Genomic DNA, 16828 nt, shown 5'->3' on the forward strand with positions numbered 1-16828 from the left:
CGCCCGTCGCTTCCACGCAACGTTTGGCGAATGCTTCGGAAATACCTGCCTCGGACATGAATGGCGCCAGCCCAGAACATGCGCTGGCGAAAAATGCAACCCGTTGCGGATTCAGCGCGCGGCAGCACCCGAATTATCAGGGATACGTGCAGGGTGGAGATGCACAGCCCTCGGACCGTGTAGCACCGCGTCCGGCCACCGGCCCACTGAATGGCCGGCGAGCGGATAAGGTCCTGAACAGATGCCTCCGGGCGTCCACGGCTGACGGTTGATTCCTCCTCCTGACTGAGTGCACGAGGCCTGCTTGGTTGATTCGGATACCACAGGCTTCATGACACCGCAGCAAACAGGACGCGTCGTCGCGACAACGGCAGGCTGGGCAACCGGCTGGTGCCGAACGTCGCCAGACACGGGGGTGGCCTTACCACCCTTTGCGCACCTTGGCACCGACCATGAGAAGTCGTGTGTGCCGAACGCCGTTTCCGGCAGCCCGGAAACCGACGGTACAACATGAAAAGAATGCTGATTAACGCGACTCAACCCGAAGAGTTGCGTGTAGCCCTGGTGGACGGCCAACGTCTCTACGACCTGGACATCGAGTCCGGGGCCCGCGAGCAGAAAAAGGCCAACATCTACAAAGGCAAGATCACCCGGATCGAACCTAGCCTCGAAGCCGCCTTCGTCGACTTCGGCTCCGAACGTCACGGCTTCCTGCCGCTGAAAGAAATCTCCCGCGAATACTTCAAGAAAGCCCCTGAAGGCCGCGTCAACATCAAGGAAGTCCTCAGCGAAGGCCAGGAGGTCATCGTCCAGGTCGAGAAGGAAGAGCGCGGCAACAAAGGCGCCGCCCTGACCACCTTCATCAGCCTGGCTGGTCGCTACCTGGTATTGATGCCCAACAACCCGCGCGCCGGTGGCATCTCCCGCCGCATCGAAGGCGAAGAGCGCAACGAGCTGCGCGAAGCCCTGAACGGCCTCACCGTTCCCGGCGACATGGGCCTGATCGTGCGCACCGCCGGCCTGGGCCGCAGCAGCGAAGAAATGCAGTGGGACCTCGACTACCTGCTGCAGCTGTGGACCGCCATCAAGGAAGCGTCCCAGGATCGCGCCGCGCCTTTCCTGATCTACCAGGAAAGCAATGTCATCATCCGCGCCATCCGCGACTACCTGCGCCAGGACATCGGCGAAGTGCTGATCGACAGCATCGACGCCCAGGAAGAAGCCCTGACCTTCATTCGCCAGGTCATGCCGCAGTACGCCAGCAAGGTCAAGCTGTACGAAGACAGCGTGCCGCTGTTCAACCGTTTCCAGATCGAAAGCCAGATCGAGACCGCCTTCCAGCGCGTCGTCGACCTGCCGTCCGGCGGCTCGATCGTGATCGACCCGACCGAAGCCCTGGTGTCCATCGACATCAACTCGGCGCGCGCCACTAAAGGTAGCGACATCGAGGAAACCGCCCTGCAGACCAACCTGGAAGCGGCCGAGGAAATCGCCCGCCAACTGCGCCTGCGCGACATCGGCGGCCTGATCGTCATCGACTTCATCGACATGACCCCGGCCAAGAACCAGCGTGCCGTCGAAGAACGCGTGCGCGAATGCCTCGAAGCCGACCGCGCCCGTGTCCAGGTTGGCCGCATTTCGCGTTTCGGCCTGCTGGAAATGTCCCGTCAGCGCCTGCGTCCGTCGCTGGGCGAAAGCAGCGGTATCGTCTGCCCACGCTGCTCCGGCACCGGCATCATCCGTGACGTCGAGTCGCTGTCGCTGGCGATTCTGCGCCTGATCGAAGAAGAAGCGCTGAAAGACCGCACCGCCGAGGTTCGCGCCCAAGTGCCGATCCCAGTCGCGGCCTTCCTGCTCAACGAGAAACGCAACTCGATCACCAAGATCGAACTGCGTACCCGTGCGCGCATCATCATCCTGCCGAACGATCACCTGGAGACACCGCACTTCGAAGTCCAGCGCCTGCGCGACGACAACCCGGACGTGCTGAACAACCAGTCCAGCTACGAAATCGCCGCCGCCGAGACCGAAGAAGCGCCGCAGCCGACCGCCACCCGCACCCTGGTTCGTCAGGAAGCCGCTGTCAAGACCGCCCCGGCCCGCGCCAACGCACCGGTCCCGAGCGCTGAAGAACAGCCTGCCGCAACACCCGCCCCGGCCCCGGCCCCGAGCGCACCAGAACCAAGCCTGTTCAAAGGCCTGGTGAAGTCGCTGGTCAGCCTGTTCGCCGGCAAGGAAGAGCCTGCCGCAGCGCCAGCGGCCGCCGCCGAGAAGCCCGCTACCGAACGCCCTCAACGCAACGAAGAGCGTCGTAACGGTCGCCAGCAGAGCCGCAACCGAAACGGCCGTCGCGACGACGAACGCAAGCCGCGTGAAGAGCGTGCCGAGCGCGCCCCCCGCGAAGAGCGCCAGCCGCGTGAGGAACGTGCACCGCGCGAGGAGCGTGTCGCCCGCGAAGAGCGCGCCCCACGCGAGGAGCGTCAACCACGCCAACCCCGCGAAGATCGCCGTGCCAACCGTGAAGAGCGGGTACGCGAACTGCGCGAACCGCTGGACGCCGCACCGACCGCGCGTGAAGAACGTCAGCCCCGAGAAGAACGCGCACCGCGTGAAGAGCGTGCGCCTCGCGAAGAACGTGCACCGCGTGAGGAACGCGCGCCACGTGAAGAGCGCGCTCCGCGTGAAGAACGAGCACCACGCGAAGAGCGGGCTCCGCGTGAAGAACGCGCTCCACGCGAAGAACGCGCCCCCCGTGAGGAGCGTGCGCCGCGCCCACCGCGTGAGGAGCGCCAGCCTCGCGCTAGCGAACAGGCTGCGGAGCAGGCCGAAGAGCAACTGCCGAACGAAGAGCAACTGCAGGACGAGCTGGAAGGTGCCGATGGCGAGCGCCCACGCCGCCGTTCGCGCGGTCAGCGTCGTCGCAGCAACCGCCGTGAGCGCCAGCGCAATGCCAACGGCGAGCTGATCGAAGGCAGCGAGGAAGAAGGCAGCGAAGAGCAGCCACAACAGCACCAGGCCACCGAGCTGGGTGCCGAACTGGCAGCCGGCCTGGCCGTCACCGCCGCGGTCGCCACCAGCAACATCAGCGCCACCGCCGAGGCCGAAGCCAATCAGCAGGCAGAGCGTGCCACCGCTGAAGTCGCCAGCACTGAAACCGTCGAAGCGCCTCAGGCTGCCGAGCAGGTTGAAGCAAGCGTCAAGGCTGAACAGGCTGAAGAAGTGGCGATTGCCCCTGCGGTCGAACAGCCAGTCAGCGAGCCGGTCGCTCCGGTTGAAGCCAGTGTCGAGCCGGCAGTGGAAGTCGCGCCACAACCTGCGGTAGAAGAAGCCTCTGCGGTGGTTGTCGAAGCGCCGGCGGAAGTAGCCGCCGTTGAAGCACCTGCCGTCGAAGTCGAGCAGGCACCTGTGGTCGTTGAAGCGGCCCCGGTTGCCGAGCCCGTGGTCGTGGCCCCGGCGGTCGAAGCCCAGCCCGAAGTAGCGGCCGAGCCCGCCCCTGTGGTTTCCGAGCCAGCAGCGGCTGAAGCACCTGCTACCGTGATGCTGCCAAACGGCCGTGCACCGAACGACCCACGTGAAGTGCGCCGCCGCCGCCTCGAAGCCGAAGCAGCGGCCAAGGCTGCGCAAGAAGCGGCTGCGTCGGCTGGAGAGCCAGCGCTGGAAACCGCTGACGAGCAGAAGCCACACCACGGTTGATGCCATCGCCTGAGTGAAAAAGCCCCGCCAGTGCAAACTGGGCGGGGCTTTTTTCTTGGGGAGCGTTTTGGTTTGAGGATGGATGCGCTTGTCGGAGGTTTTTCAGCGGCTTTGAGATCGAGCGCCGCCCGCGCGGCGCATCGCGAGCAAGGCTCGCTCCTACGCTTGTTTCGGGCCAATGAGTCCTGCGGGATTTGCGCGCGAGCGCTCTGTCACACGACGCAAGAAAGCGGTCACGTGCGCCTGTCACAGACATGTTTGGCCGTAAACAAGCGTAGGAGCGAGCCTTGCTCGCGATGCGCCGCGCGGGCGGCGCTCGATTTACCCACCACCTCTAAACCTAAGACAAGCGCAAGGCAACCCCAGCCCTCAGTAGAGGTTGGGCTCCATCTCCAACTCAACCCCAAACCGTTCGTAAATATCCGCTTGAATCCGTCGCGCCAGATCATGCAACTGCGCCCCACTTGCCTGGCCATGATTGACCAGCACCAGCGCCTGCAACCGATGCACGCCGGCATCCCCATCACGGTAGCCCTTCCAGCCCGCCTGTTCGATCAACCAACCCGCCGCCAGCTTGACCTGGCCATCGGCCTGGGCATACGCCACCACGCCTGGATGCTGTGCACGAATTCGCTCAGCCACCGCTGCGGGTACCACCGGGTTCTTGAAGAAGCTCCCGGCATTGCCAAGCTCGGCCGGATCAGGCAATTTCTCGCGACGAATGCTGCAGATCGCGTCGCTTATCGCTTGCGCAGTCGGCTGTTCGATGCCTTGCTCCGCCAGACGCTGGCGCACCGGGCCGTAATCCAGATGCGCCTGCAAGGCTCGGCTCAGGGCAAAGCGCACGCGCAAGATCAGCCAGCGGCCTGGGTTGCGCTTGAATACGCTGTCACGGTAGCCGAACGCGCATTCTTCCAGGGCAAAATCCCGCACCTCGCCGGTTTCCCGGTCGAGCGCGGTCAACCCAGCGAACACGTCCTTGATCTCGACGCCATAGGCACCCACGTTCTGCATTGGCGCCGCGCCAACGGTGCCGGGGATCAAGCTCAAGTTCTCAAGACCACTGAAACCCTTCGCCAACGTCGATTGCACGAAAGGATGCCAGGGCTCACCGGCCTCGGCCTCGACCACCACGCGACTGCCATCGTCCAGCAACACCCGCTGGCCGCGACTGGCCATGTGCAGCACCAGTGCGTCGATGTCGCGGGTCAGCAGCAGGTTACTGCCTCCCCCCAGAACGAACACCGGCACGTTACACTGCTGCGCCTCGGCCAACGCCGCGCGCACTTCGGCATCGCTGTGGGCCTGGACAAAATATCGTGCCTTCACGTCGATGCCGAAGGTGTTGTAGGCCTTGAGCGATACCTGCTCCTGCCAATGCGCCGTCATAACCGCCCCTTGATTTCCACGACCAGCTCGCGGCATGCCGCTTCGATCAGGTCCAGCACGCGCTCGAAACCTTCTGCCCCACCGTAGTAAGGGTCTGGCACTTCGTCGAGCTCAGCACCGTAGCGGCGCAGGAACAGGTCCAGCTCGCCTTTTGCCGTATGCGGACGTAGGGCGCGCAGGTGGCTGAGGTTGCTTTCATCCATGGCCAGAATCAGGTCGTACTCGGCGAAATGCGCCGCCTTCACCTGCTGCGCACGTTGCCGCGACAGGTCGTAGCCACGCGCCAGCGCCGCCTTGCTGGTGCGGCTGTCAGGGGCTTTGCCCACATGCCATTCAGCCGTGCCGGCCGAGGCCACGTGCACCTGGTCGGCCAGGCCAGCGGCCCGCAGTTGATGGCGTAGCACCCCTTCGGCGGTCGGCGAACGGCAGATGTTGCCCAGGCAGACGAACAGAACGCGCATCAGGCCTCCAGCAAGCGCCGGACGCGCTCCAGGTCTTCAGGGGTATCCACACCCACCGCTGGCGCTTCGATCGCATCTTCGACGTGAATACGCACGCCATGCCACAGGGCGCGCAGCTGTTCCAGTGCCTCGGTCTGCTCGAGCCAGCATGGGCCCCAGCTGACGAAGTCCTGGAGGAAGCCCACGCGGTAGGCATACATGCCAATATGGCGGCGGTAAGGCACGCTCTCGGGCAGTCGATCGCGGTCCTTGGCGAAAGCATCGCGAGCCCACGGCAGTGGCGCGCGGCTGAACGTGAGGGCCAGCCCGTTCTTGTCGCTGACCACCTTGACCGCGTTGGGATTGAACACCGCCTGCGGCTCGTGGATCGGCTCTGCCAGGGTGGCAATGCCCGCTTCCGGGTGGGCCGCCAGGTTAGCCGCCACCTGGTCGATGATCACCGGGGGAATCAGCGGCTCGTCGCCTTGCACGTTGACCACGATGGCATCGGCAGGCAGTCCCAGGTGGGCCGCCACTTCGGCCAGACGGTCGGTGCCGGACTCGTGGTCGGCACGGGTCATCAGCACTTCGGCGCCGAATGCCTGGCAGGCTTCGACGATACTGCTGTCGTCGGTGGCGATCACCACGCGGTTGGCACCGCTCTTGCGGGCCTGTTCCCAGACGTGCTGGATCATCGGCTTGCCGGCGATCGGCAACAGCGGTTTGCCCGGAAGGCGCGTGGAGCGCAGGCGGGCCGGAATGACCACGGTGAAGTTCAGGTTCATTTGTCCAGACGCTCGTCGTCGGTCAGGGTGCGAGCCTCGCTCTCCAGCATAACCGGGATGCCATCGCGGATCGGGTAGGCAAGGCCTGCACCCTTGCTGATCAGCTCGGTCTTGTCGGCGCTGAGCTTGAGCGGGCCCTTGGTGATCGGGCAGGCCAGGATGTCGAGCAGTTTGGTGTCCATGGAAAGCGTCCTTGAGGCCAGGTGGCCGTGTGTTGAATAAGGGCTCAGGGCTGGGGCAGCAAGCGCTGCAGCTGGCCGTCGAACCAGCCGACGAACGCTGGCGAGGGCTGCGCCTCGACGGTGAGGTACCACCAGTCATCCGCTGCGAAGGCCCGGCATTTGACCGCATCTTTCTCGGTCATGACCAGCGGCAACGGCGGGCTGAAGGCCAGGCTTTCAGCGCTGAACTGCGCGTGGTCAGCGAAAGGATGCGGCACCGGCTGCCAGTTTAGCCCTAGGAGGGTGTTGAAGAAACGTTGGGGGTTGCCGATGCCCGCCACGGCGTGCAGTGCCTGGCCGGCAGGGAAATGGTCCAGCGCACGACGCTCGCCACTGCGCAGGTTGACCAGCGCAGAGGGCTGCAGGCTGAAGGCGAAACCACCCTCGCGGTCAGCGCTGGCGCCGTTGAGCAGCACCGCATCGGCCGCCTGCAGGCGCTCGGCTGGCTCGCGCAAGGGCCCAGCCGGCAAGCAGCGGCCATTGCCCAGGCCACGGGCGGCGTCGATCAGCACCAGTTCCAGGTCGCGGGCAAGGCGGTAGTGCTGCATGCCGTCGTCGCACAGGATCAGGTCCAGTGGTTCGCTGGCCAGCAGCGCCTGCACGGCGCGGGAGCGGTCTGGGTCGATCATCAACGGCACGCCTGTGCGCTGGACGATCAGCAACGGCTCGTCGCCGGCCTGTTCGGCACTGTGCTCGGCGCTGACGCGCCACGGCAACTGCGGCGGCTTGGCGCCATAGCCACGGCTGACCACGCCGACCTTGAGCCCGCGCTGGCGGCAGTGGTCGATCAACCACAGAATCATCGGTGTCTTACCGGTACCGCCGACGGTGATGTTGCCCACCACGATGACCGGCACCGGCGCACGGTAGCTGGGGCTTTCGCCGCTGAGAAATCGCGCGCGCTTGCCCACCACCACACGCCGGTACAAGGCTTCGAGCGGGCGCAGCAGGGCCAGGGCCGGGTGCCCGGCATACCAGGCCGCGAGCAGACGGTCGGCGAAGGCCATCAAGGCGTCCCCTGGGCAGCCTCGACAGTGGTCATGCGCAGGTGGCTGAAACCGAGCTTACCGGCAGCATCCATCGCAGTGACCACGGCCTGGTGCGGGGTTTTGCCATCGGCGCTAATGGCCAGTGGCAACGTAGTGTCACCACCGGATTCGCGCTCGATGGCCTCGGTCAGGGTGGCCAGGTCGCTCTTGGGCAGCAGGTGGTTGTTCACCGAGTACACGCCATCGGCACTGATGGTGATTTCCACCAGTTTGTCCTGGTCGGCTGGTGGCTGCTCTGCACTGGCGGCCTCGGGCAGTTCGACCCGCAACTGGGTTTCGCGGGTGAAGGTGGTGGTGACGACGAAGAACAGCAGCAGCACGAACACCACGTCGATCAGCGACGCGAGGTTGATGTCGACGTTCTCCCGCTGGCGATTGCGCCGGAACTTCACGCCTTGCCTCCAGCCACTTCCACTTCGCGGTCGCCCTGGATCACTTCCACCAGCTTGATCGCTTCCTGCTCCATGCCGACCACCAGCTCATCGATGCGGCGCAGCAGGAAGCGATGGAAGAACACTGCCGGAATACCGACCATCAGGCCCGCAGCGGTGGTGACCAGGGCCTTGGAGATCCCCCCGGCCAACACGGCAGCATTGGCGGTCATCTGCGAGCCCATGAAGGCACTGAAGATGTCGATCATGCCCAACACGGTGCCCAGCAGGCCGAGCAGCGGAGCCATGGCGGCGATGGTGCCCAAGGTGCTGATGTAGCGCTCCAGTTCGTGGATGACGCGCGAGGCGGCTTCCTCGATGCACTCTTTCATGATTTCGCGGCCATGGCGGGAGTTGGCCAGGCCTGCGGCGAGGATTTCACCCAGCGGCGAGTCGGCGCGCAAGGCCTTGAGCTTGTCACTGGTAAGCTGTTTGTCCTTGATCCAGATCCACACCTGGCCCAACAGGTGCGGCGGAGTGACACGGCTGGCGCGCAGGGTCCACAGGCGCTCGACGACGATAGCCATGGCGGCGATGGAGCTCAGAATGATCGGCAGCATCATCCAACCGCCGGACTTGACCAATTCCCACACAGTAAACGCCCCTTCGGAAAAAGGCCGCCACTCTACCATAGGACCGGAGGGGGCTCATCTGCCGGAGGTCAGGGAATTGTGCCGACGGCACTGGCCCTATCGCCGCGAAGCCGGCTCCCACAGGCATCAGCGCGGTACCTGGCTGGATGGCGAGGGGGCTGCCGCACGCCAGAAACGCCGCTGCGCACGCAGGCCCTCTACCCCACCGCGATGCCCCAGGCGCAAGCGCAATGCCCCCTCCACCGCCGTATCATGAATCACCACGCCATGGCGCCGGTAGCGTTCGATCACCTGCGGGTGCGGATGGCCAAACCCATTGTTGCGCCCTCGCGAAATCAACACGCCACGCGGCTTGGTGGCCTTGATGAAAGCCTCGGTGGACGACGTGCGGCTACCGTGATGGGGCGATTGCAACCAGTCGATGTCGGGCTGCTCGCTGGCGGCCAGCCAGGCACGCTCGGCACCCGCCTCCATGTCACCCGCCAAAAGCAGCCGCTCGCCTTGCGCCTCGACCAGTAGCACGCAAGAGCGGTCATTGCTGCCTTGCGCCTCGGGCCATCGCCACAGCGAAAAGCGCACGCCATCCCATTCCCAGCGCTCATCGCTGACGCAGGGCTGCGCTCCAGACAGCGCCTGTGCCTCTCCCGCCAGCAGGCGCCCGATGGGCAACCCGCGCGCCACAGCCTGCGCGCCACCGGCGTGGTCGGCATGGGCATGGCTGATCAGCATCATGTCCAGGCGGCTCACCCCCAGCTTGCGCAGGGTCGGCAGCACCACCCATTCACCCAGGTCACTGTCACCGCGTGCTGGCCCTGCATCGTACAGAAGGCTGTGGGTTCGGGTTCGCAGCAGTACCGCCAACCCTTGGCCGACATCCAATTGCCAGACCTCCACCTGCCCCTGCGACACCTGCTCTGGCGGTACCCACAAGGCCAGCAGCATCACCCCACCCAAGCCACGCAGTGGCACGCCTCTGGGCAACAACACCAGCAGTGCCCCGCCCGCCACCAACAGCCATGCCCACAGGGGCAATGCAGCGGGCATCCAGGCAGAACGCCAACCCGCCACCTTGCCCAAAAGCCAGAAGAGCAGCTCCAACAAGCCACCCGCCAGCCACAGCAAGCCCTCGCCCACACTGCCCAATGGCAGCAGCAGCGTGCCGAGCAACGCCAGCGGCAACACCGTCAGGCTGATCAAGGGCACTGCAAAGAGGTTGGCCAGGGGCGCACTCAGGCTGACCGGCAGCCCTGTGGCGAGCAACACTGGCAGCAGGCCAATGGCGATTACCCACTGCGCACGGGTCCAGGCTTGCCAGGGTCGCCAGCCACCCAGACGTGCGCTGAAGCAGTAAATGAGTACGGCCACCGCGGCGAAAGACAACCAGAACCCGGGCAACAACGCAGCCAATGGCTCGAACAACAGCACCGCGATGAGCGCCAACAGCAAGGGTATCCCGGAACCGATGTGGCGGAAGCGCAGGCGCCAGGCCAGTACCACGGCCAACATCAAGCAGGCTCGCTGCACCGGCACGCCCCACCCCGCCAGCCCGCCATACCCCAGCGCCGCCGCCATGGCCAGGCCACAGGCCCACGGCAGCCAAGGCTGGCGATGAGGCCAGAGCCCCCAGCGCGCCAGCCCGGCGACCAACCCGTACAGCAGGCCGGCCACCAGACCGATGTGTTGCCCGGAGATGACCAGCAAGTGCACCGTGCCCGTGGCCTGCAGGGTTTGCCAATCGTCCCGGGCCAATGCCGCTCCATCGCCCAACACCAAGGCAACCAGCGCGGCTTCACGGCCCTGTGCCTGGACCGCGAGCAGCCGCTGACGCAGTTGGTCGCGCCAACTGCCCGCTACGGACGACAGCTTCTCGCCGGCCTTGACCGTGCCGGTTGCGCCGATCCGTCGGGCCAACAGGCTTGCCTCGCGGTCCGGACCATGGGGGTTGAGCAAGCCTGTCGGGCGCTGCAAGGTGACGGCCAGACGCCAGTGTTCGCCCGCGCGCAGCGGCGGACCGTCGAACCAGCTCAGTTGCAGACGGGTCGGTAACTCGGCTCGGCGCGAGAGTGGCTGCGACAACTCAAAACGCACGCCTTGCGCGGTGCGAGTCGGCAACCCGACCACCCTGCCCTCCAGCCATAACGTACGGCCATCGAGCTGCGGCGCCAACCGATCATCCAGGGCCTGCTGGGCCGACCAGCAGGCCCAGCACACGCCCAGCAGAAAACAGGCGACCGACCACCACCGAACACACAGGCAGCCCAAGCCACAGCACAGAAGCAGCAAAAGCCAGCCGACCGACGGCAAGGCCGGCAGAAACCCCAGGCACAACAGCCCAATGGCGAGCGCAAGCATCCCTTTGCGCATGAGATAGAGCTCCAGAAGCGAAAATACCTTCTGAGGCATAGACGAATTGGCGCCTGAGCTTGCTCAACAATTGTCACAAACTCTGAACGAGGCTGAGATGGAATCAGGGCATACTGCCTTCATCAACGCCCCGGGAGCCTACATGCCGCGCCGACTTTTCAAACGCTACATGCCGGACCCGACCAGCATTCGGGAACACAAGTCCTTACGCTTTTTCGGCAAGCTGCTGCATGACCCGAACCTCTGGCACCTGAACCGCCACTCGGTGGCGCGGGCCATGGGGGTTGGCCTGTTCGCGGCGCTCATTCCCATTCCCATGCAAATGCTGCTGGCAGCCAGCCTGGCCATTCCGGTGCGCGGCAACCTGCCCATCGCGGTCAGCCTGGTGTGGCTGACCAACCCGCTGACCATGCCGCCGGTGTTCTTCGTCACCTACATGACCGGTGCCTGGTTGCTGCAGACACCGGCACGCACGCTGCCCGACGACCTGACCTTCGAATGGATCACCGACCAGCTGTCGACCCTCTGGCAGCCCTTCCTGCTGGGTTCGGTGGTATGCGGAATCGTCCTCGGCATCCTTGCCTACTTCACCACCATGGCCTACTGGCGCTGGTGGGTGGGCCGGCAGTGGCGCCGCCGCCAATGCCGGTGCAAGGCCTCAGGCGCGCATGCCGCGGCCGCTGACCAGCAGGCGAACGCACACCACGTAGAGCACTGCGGTGGCGACCAGCATGAAGGTGATCGCCGTGCCAATGCTGATGTCCGACACCCCTAGGATGCCGTAGCGGAACGAGTTGACCATGTGCAGCACCGGGTTGGCCAGCGACACGGTCTGCCAGAACGGCGGCAGCAGGTTGATGGAGTAGAACACCCCACCCAGGTAGGTCAGCGGCGTCAGCACGAAGGTCGGGATGATCGAGATATCGTCGAAGTTGCGCGCAAACACCGCATTGACGAAGCCCAGCAGCGAGAAGATGGTCGCGGTCAGCACCACCACCACCACCGTCACCCCCAAGTGATGGACCTGCAAATGGGTGAAGAACAACGACAGGATGGTCACGATCACACCCACTGCCAGGCCCCGCAGCACGCCACCCAGCACGTAGCCGACCAGAATGGTGTGCGGCGAAACCGGCGACACCATCAGCTCTTCGATGGAACGCTGGAACTTGCTGCCGAAGAAGCTCGACACCACGTTGCCGTAGGAGTTGGTGATCACCGACATCATGATCAGGCCCGGGACGATGTACTCCATGTAGGTGAACCCGCCCATGTCGCCGATCTGCCGGCCGATCAGGTTACCGAAGATGACGAAGTACAGGACCATGGTGATCGCAGGCGGCAGCAGGGTCTGCGGCCAGATGCGCAGGAAGCGCCGTACTTCGCGGTAGACGATGGTGTTCAGGGCGACCCAGTTGGTGCGCAGTTCCACACTCATACGGCCACCTTCGACAGGTTCTTTTCCACCAGGGACACGAACAGCTCCTCGAGTCGGTTGGTCTTGTTGCGCAGGCTCTGCACCTCGATGTTCTGCAGCGCCAGCTGGCCGAACAGCGCGGTGATGCCAATATCCTTGTCCACCTGCACCTCCAGGGTGTGCGGGGTCAGCAAGCGGCAGGGGTATCCTTGCAATGTCGGTGCGCTGGCCAGGTCTTGCTTGAGGTCCAGCACGAAGGTCTCGACGTGCAGCTTGCCCAGTAGCTGGCGCATGCTGGTGTTCTCGACGATGGTGCCGTGGTCGATGATGCCGATGTTGCGGCACAGCTGCTCGGCTTCTTCGAGGTAGTGAGTGGTCAGGATGATGGTGATGCCCTTCTGGTTGAGCTCGGTGAGGAAGCTCCACATCGAGCGGCGCAGCTCAATGTCCACACCTGCGGTCGGCTCGTCGAGAATCAGCAGACGCGGCTCATGGATCAACGCGCGGGCGATCATCAGACGGCGCTTCATGCCGCCGGACAGCGAACGCGACTGCACGTCACGCTTGTCCCACAACCCCAGTTGGGTCAGGTACTTTTCGGCGCGCTCCTTGGCCACCTTGGGCGGGATGCCGTAGTAACCGGCCTGGGTCACGACAATGTCGAAGGTCTTTTCGAACTGGTTGAAGTTAAATTCCTGGGGGACCACGCCCAGGCAGCGCTTGAGTGCCGCTGGCTCGCGGTCCAGGTCATGGCCGAACACGCTCACCGTGCCGCTGGTCTTGTTGACCAGGGTCGAGAGGATGCCGATGGTGGTGGACTTGCCAGCACCGTTGGGGCCAAGCAAGGCGAAGAAGTCACCTTCGGCGACGTCAAGGTCGATGCCCTTGAGGGCCTGGAAGCCGTTGCCGTAGGTCTTGGTCAGCTGTCGGATGGACAGGGCGGAACTCATAGCGGGTCACGTACCGAGTGAAAAGGTCAGGACACGCCAGGGCAGGTCACTGGCGCAGTGAGTGCGGCCATGGTGCAAGGCCTGGCCGCACAAGTACAGTCATGTCTATTGATAGTGACTATCGAAGCGGCATCAAGTCAGCGCAGTCATCACCGCTGCCTGGTAGGCGGGCCGCTGTTTCAGGCGCGCGTACCAAGCCTCCAGATGGCGCATTTCCGGGCGCTCGATAGGCATTTCGAACCAGGCATAGATGAAGCAACCCAGTGGGATGTCGCCCATGCCGATCTGGTCACCGGACAGGTATGGCTGGTGGGCCAGGGTCTGGTCGGCGATCGACAGCAGTTCGGCACATTGCTTGAGCGCCGCATTGATCGCCACCCAGTCGCGCTGGTCTTCGGGGGTGCGAAGCAGGCCCCAGAACAATGGGCGGAACGGGCCGGCGAAGGATGAGGTGGTCCAGTCCATCCATTTGTCCGCCAGGGCGCGCTGGCGCGGGTCGTCCAGGTACCAGCCCTGCTCTGCACCGTATTCTGCGCACAGGTAGCGGACGATGGCGTTGGATTCCCACAGGGTCAGGTCGCCGTCTTCGAGCAGGGGCACCAGGCCATTGGGGTTGCGAGCCCGGTAGTGCGGCTCGTTGACCACGCCGAAGGCACCGCCGGCATCGATGGACTCGAAATCAAGGCCCAGCTCATGGGCGATCCACAGCGCCTTGCGCACATTGCTCGAATTCTTGCGGCCCCAGATCTTCAGCATGGCAACGTCCTTATGAATGCGGGAGGGGCACAGTCTACTCCAGACCTTCGCCGCCTGTACCGGCCCTTTTGCGGGTAAACCCGCTCCTACAGGATCGCCCCAACCTTCAGGCCATCGATATTCCTCTAGGAGCGGGTTTACCCGCGAAAGAGCCGGCACAGGCAAACAAACAACTGAAACTCCCACCGCCACACCCTGTCACTGTTGTGAACCTGTCGTTCACAGCGATGCGTCTAAGCTATCTGGGACGGCTCAAGCCCCTGGTTCCAAGGAGGACCGATTATGTTGCTGTTGTGGTTGGTGGTGCTGGTGATCGGCGCAGCGTACCTCACGCATCGGCGCTTGGCGCCCTTGCAGATTCTCGGCACCATGGCGGCCTATGTGCTGCTGATGAGCATTTTCAGCAGCGCACCTGGCTGGCTGCTGGCGCTACTGTGGATCGTGCTGGCCCTGAAGACTGCCCTGGTTGCACTGCCGGAATGGCGGCGCAAGGTATTCACCGGCCCGGTGTTCAAATGGTTCAAACGGACCCTGCCGCCGATGTCGCAGACCGAACGCGAAGCCATCGAAGCCGGCACCGTCTGGTGGGACGGCGAACTGTTCAGCGGCCGCCCCGACTGGGGCACCCTGCTTGCCTACCCAGCGCCCAGGTTGACCGAAGAAGAACAGGCATTCATCGATGGCCCTACCGAAACGCTTTGCGCCATGGTCAGCGACTGGCAGATCGGTCAGGACATGGACCTGCCGCCCCAAGCCTGGCAGTACATCAAGGAACAGGGCTTCTTCGCCCTGATCATCCCCAAGGAATACGGCGGCAAAGGCTTCTCGGCCTACGCCCACTCGCAGGTAGCCATGAAGCTCGCCACCCGCAGCGGCGACCTGGCCTCGACGGTGATGGTGCCCAACTCGCTGGGCCCCGCCGAACTGCTGCTGCATTACGGCACCGACGAACAACGCAACCACTACCTGCCGCGCCTGGCGCGCGGCGATGAGATCCCATGCTTCGCCCTCACCGGCCCGCTGGCCGGCTCCGATGCCGGCGCGATGCCCGACACCGGCATCATCTGCAAAGGCCAGTGGAACGGCGAAGAAGTGCTCGGCCTGCGCCTGAACTGGGAGAAGCGCTACATCACCCTCGGCCCCGTCGCGACGTTGCTTGGGCTGGCATTCAAGGCCTATGACCCGGACCATCTATTGGGTGAAGAGACAGCACTGGGCATCAGCCTGGCCCTGATCCCCACCGACACCGCTGGGGTCGAAATCGGCAGACGCCACCTGCCTCTGGGCGCTGCCTTCATGAACGGCCCCAATAGCGGCAAGGATGTGTTCGTACCGCTGGACTTCCTGATCGGCGGCCAGGCCATGCTCGGCAAGGGCTGGATGATGCTGATGAACTGCCTGTCGGTGGGCCGCTCGATCTCGCTGCCGGCCGTTGGCACCGGTGCGGCCAAGTACACCAGCCTGGTCACCGGCCAGTACGCCAACATTCGCGAACAGTTCAACGTGCCATTGGCAGCCTTCGAGGGCATTCAGGCGTCGCTGGCGCGCATTGGCGGCAACGCCTGGCTGATGGACAGTGCCCGACTGCTGACAGCAAAGGCCGTGGACCTGGGGGAAAAACCCTCGGTGCTGTCGGCGATCCTCAAGTACCACCTGACCGAGCGTGGCCGCGAATGCATCCAGCACGCCATGGACGTGCACGGTGGCAAGGGCATCATCATGGGGCCGAACAATTACCTGGGCCGCAACTGGCAAGGGGCGCCGATCTTCATCACCGTCGAAGGCGCCAACATCCTTTCGCGCAACCTGATGATCTTCGGTCAGGGCGCCATTCGCTGCCACCCGTTCGTGCTCAAGGAGATGGCCCTGGCCGGCCGGGAAGACAGTGACCAGGCACTGAAGGAATTCGACGACCTGATGATGAAACACATCCTGTTCGCCGCCGGCAACGCCGCCAGTACGCTGATATTCGGGCTGGGGCTAGGGCGCCTGGAGAAAGTACCGGGCGATACGTTGAGCCAGGGCTACTTCCGCGCCCTCAATCGCCAGGCTGCCGCCTTTGCTCTACTGGCGGACCTGTCGATGATGCTGCTTGGCGGTGCGCTCAAGCGCCGCGAACGCCTGAGTGCACGCCTGGGCGATGTGCTGAGCTACCTGTATCTGTCCAGCGCCGCACTCAAGCGCTACCACGACCTGGGTTCGCCAGGACACATGCAGCCCTTGCTGCGCTGGGCCATGGAAGAAAGCCTGGGCCAGGCCGAGGAAGCCCTGGATCAGTTGCTCGACAACTTCCCTAACCGGTTTGTCGGCTGCGCGCTGCGCGTGCTGGTGTTCCCGTTCGGCCGCCGTCATACAGGGCCGAGCGATGAATTGGATGCCGAAGTGGCGGCACTGATCGGGCGCAGCAAAGGCGACCCGGCGCTGGAAGCGTTGTTGGCCGGCTGCTTCCGACCACACGCCAAAGACGACCCTGTGGCAGCACTGCAGCGGGCCTGTGATCTACTTGATGAAGTAGGGCCATTGCGCAAGGTGCTGCATCAGGCAATCAAGGAGGGCAAGGTGCAAACGGCGCTCGGTCAATCGGTGATCGACGCGGCAGTCGAATGCGGCGTGCTTCAACCCGGCTCGGCACAACGGCTGCGCGAAGCAGAGCAAGCCTGCCGCGCAGTGATTGATGTGGACGCTTTCGACAAGGGGCAGTTGCTACCGCAAGCGGGTAAGGTGCGCTAGGCGATAACCC

Annotated in this window: 13 protein-coding genes and 1 pseudogene; 3 read left to right on the top strand and 11 right to left on the bottom strand. The window is 64.4% G+C overall.

The genetic code is table 11. From position 1 onward, the window contains the following. Positions 1-510 precede the first annotated feature (510 nt). Complete coding sequence (gene rne, locus C4Q26_RS04440) at positions 511-3693, top strand: ribonuclease E (protein WP_104882814.1); 3183 nt, start codon at positions 511-513, stop codon at positions 3691-3693. A gap of 369 nt (positions 3694-4062) precedes the next feature. Here the strand turns inward: rne and murB are convergent, their stop codons facing one another. The 8 genes from murB to C4Q26_RS04480 form a co-directional block, all read right to left on the bottom strand. Beyond that, complete coding sequence (gene murB, locus C4Q26_RS04445; protein ID WP_104882815.1) at positions 4063-5082, bottom strand: UDP-N-acetylmuramate dehydrogenase; 1020 nt, start codon at positions 5080-5082, stop codon at positions 4063-4065. Next, positions 5079-5543 carry a low molecular weight protein-tyrosine-phosphatase gene (locus C4Q26_RS04450; RefSeq protein WP_104882033.1) on the bottom strand — a complete coding sequence of 155 codons (465 nt, stop codon included), beginning with the start codon at positions 5541-5543 and terminating at the stop codon, positions 5079-5081. Before C4Q26_RS04450 ends, murB begins: the two co-directional genes overlap by 4 nt. Then, a complete protein-coding gene (gene kdsB, locus C4Q26_RS04455) occupies positions 5543-6307 on the bottom strand; it encodes a 3-deoxy-manno-octulosonate cytidylyltransferase (protein WP_027907743.1) in 765 nt (254 codons plus the stop codon). The genes C4Q26_RS04450 and kdsB overlap by 1 nt, the downstream gene beginning before the upstream one ends. Continuing rightward, positions 6304-6489, bottom strand: a complete 186-nt coding sequence (locus C4Q26_RS04460) for a Trm112 family protein (protein ID WP_003247142.1) — start codon at positions 6487-6489, stop codon at positions 6304-6306. The genes kdsB and C4Q26_RS04460 overlap by 4 nt, the downstream gene beginning before the upstream one ends. 44 nt (positions 6490-6533) lie before the next feature. Then, entirely contained in the window at positions 6534-7535 is a 1002-nt protein-coding gene (gene lpxK / locus C4Q26_RS04465) for a tetraacyldisaccharide 4'-kinase (RefSeq protein ID WP_023379396.1), read from the bottom strand. After that, the gene (locus tag C4Q26_RS04470) at positions 7535-7969 is read right to left on the bottom strand and encodes a biopolymer transporter ExbD (RefSeq protein ID WP_023379395.1); all 435 of its coding nucleotides are present in this window, start codon (positions 7967-7969) and stop codon (positions 7535-7537) included. The genes lpxK and C4Q26_RS04470 overlap by 1 nt, the downstream gene beginning before the upstream one ends. Continuing rightward, positions 7966-8601, bottom strand: coding sequence for a MotA/TolQ/ExbB proton channel family protein (locus tag C4Q26_RS04475; RefSeq protein WP_023379394.1), 636 nt, complete (start codon positions 8599-8601; stop codon positions 7966-7968). The genes C4Q26_RS04470 and C4Q26_RS04475 overlap by 4 nt, the downstream gene beginning before the upstream one ends. A 126-nt stretch (positions 8602-8727) precedes the next feature. Then, positions 8728-10965 (bottom strand): DNA internalization-related competence protein ComEC/Rec2, encoded by a 2238-nt coding sequence (locus C4Q26_RS04480; protein WP_104882816.1) that lies wholly within the window; start codon positions 10963-10965, stop codon positions 8728-8730. Positions 10966-11107: 142 nt separating this feature from the next. On the opposite strand from C4Q26_RS04480, the pseudogene C4Q26_RS04485 reads away from it, so the two are divergent. Further along, positions 11108-11614 (top strand): annotated as a pseudogene (locus C4Q26_RS04485) (DUF2062 domain-containing protein); the annotation flags it as partial. A gap of 9 nt (positions 11615-11623) precedes the next feature. Here the strand turns inward: C4Q26_RS04485 and C4Q26_RS04490 are convergent. The 3 genes from C4Q26_RS04490 to C4Q26_RS04500 all read right to left on the bottom strand — a co-directional run bounded on the left by C4Q26_RS04490 (position 11624) and on the right by C4Q26_RS04500 (position 14088). Then, positions 11624-12403, bottom strand: coding sequence for an ABC transporter permease (locus tag C4Q26_RS04490; RefSeq protein WP_104882817.1), 780 nt, complete (start codon positions 12401-12403; stop codon positions 11624-11626). Further along, positions 12400-13332: an ABC transporter ATP-binding protein gene (locus C4Q26_RS04495; RefSeq protein ID WP_023379389.1), complete on the bottom strand. Its 933-nt coding sequence runs from the start codon at positions 13330-13332 to the stop codon at positions 12400-12402. Before C4Q26_RS04495 ends, C4Q26_RS04490 begins: the two co-directional genes overlap by 4 nt. Before the next feature lie 132 nt (positions 13333-13464). After that, entirely contained in the window at positions 13465-14088 is a 624-nt protein-coding gene (locus C4Q26_RS04500; RefSeq protein ID WP_104882818.1) for a glutathione S-transferase, read from the bottom strand. Between the two features lie 282 nt (positions 14089-14370). Here C4Q26_RS04500 and C4Q26_RS04505 point away from each other — a divergent pair, with 282 nt between their 5' ends. After that, entirely contained in the window at positions 14371-16818 is a 2448-nt protein-coding gene (locus C4Q26_RS04505) for an acyl-CoA dehydrogenase (protein ID WP_104882819.1), read from the top strand. Positions 16819-16828 lie beyond the last annotated feature (10 nt).

The sequence above is a fragment of the Pseudomonas sp. SWI44 genome (assembly GCF_002947915.1).
In the GTDB taxonomy this organism is placed as follows: Bacteria; Pseudomonadota; Gammaproteobacteria; order Pseudomonadales; family Pseudomonadaceae; genus Aquipseudomonas; species Aquipseudomonas taiwanensis.

Coding starts and splice junctions, on each gene's coding strand:
- rne (WP_104882814.1), top strand. CDS start 511: ATGAAAAGAATGCTGATTAACGCGACTCAACCCGAAGAGTTGCGTGTA.
- murB (WP_104882815.1), bottom strand. CDS start 5,082: ATGACGGCGCATTGGCAGGAGCAGGTATCGCTCAAGGCCTACAACACC.
- C4Q26_RS04450 (WP_104882033.1), bottom strand. CDS start 5,543: ATGCGCGTTCTGTTCGTCTGCCTGGGCAACATCTGCCGTTCGCCGACC.
- kdsB (WP_027907743.1), bottom strand. CDS start 6,307: ATGAACCTGAACTTCACCGTGGTCATTCCGGCCCGCCTGCGCTCCACG.
- C4Q26_RS04460 (WP_003247142.1), bottom strand. CDS start 6,489: ATGGACACCAAACTGCTCGACATCCTGGCCTGCCCGATCACCAAGGGC.
- lpxK (WP_023379396.1), bottom strand. CDS start 7,535: ATGGCCTTCGCCGACCGTCTGCTCGCGGCCTGGTATGCCGGGCACCCG.
- C4Q26_RS04480 (WP_104882816.1), bottom strand. CDS start 10,965: ATGCGCAAAGGGATGCTTGCGCTCGCCATTGGGCTGTTGTGCCTGGGG.
- C4Q26_RS04490 (WP_104882817.1), bottom strand. CDS start 12,403: ATGAGTGTGGAACTGCGCACCAACTGGGTCGCCCTGAACACCATCGTC.
- C4Q26_RS04495 (WP_023379389.1), bottom strand. CDS start 13,332: ATGAGTTCCGCCCTGTCCATCCGACAGCTGACCAAGACCTACGGCAAC.
- C4Q26_RS04500 (WP_104882818.1), bottom strand. CDS start 14,088: ATGCTGAAGATCTGGGGCCGCAAGAATTCGAGCAATGTGCGCAAGGCG.
- C4Q26_RS04505 (WP_104882819.1), top strand. CDS start 14,371: ATGTTGCTGTTGTGGTTGGTGGTGCTGGTGATCGGCGCAGCGTACCTC.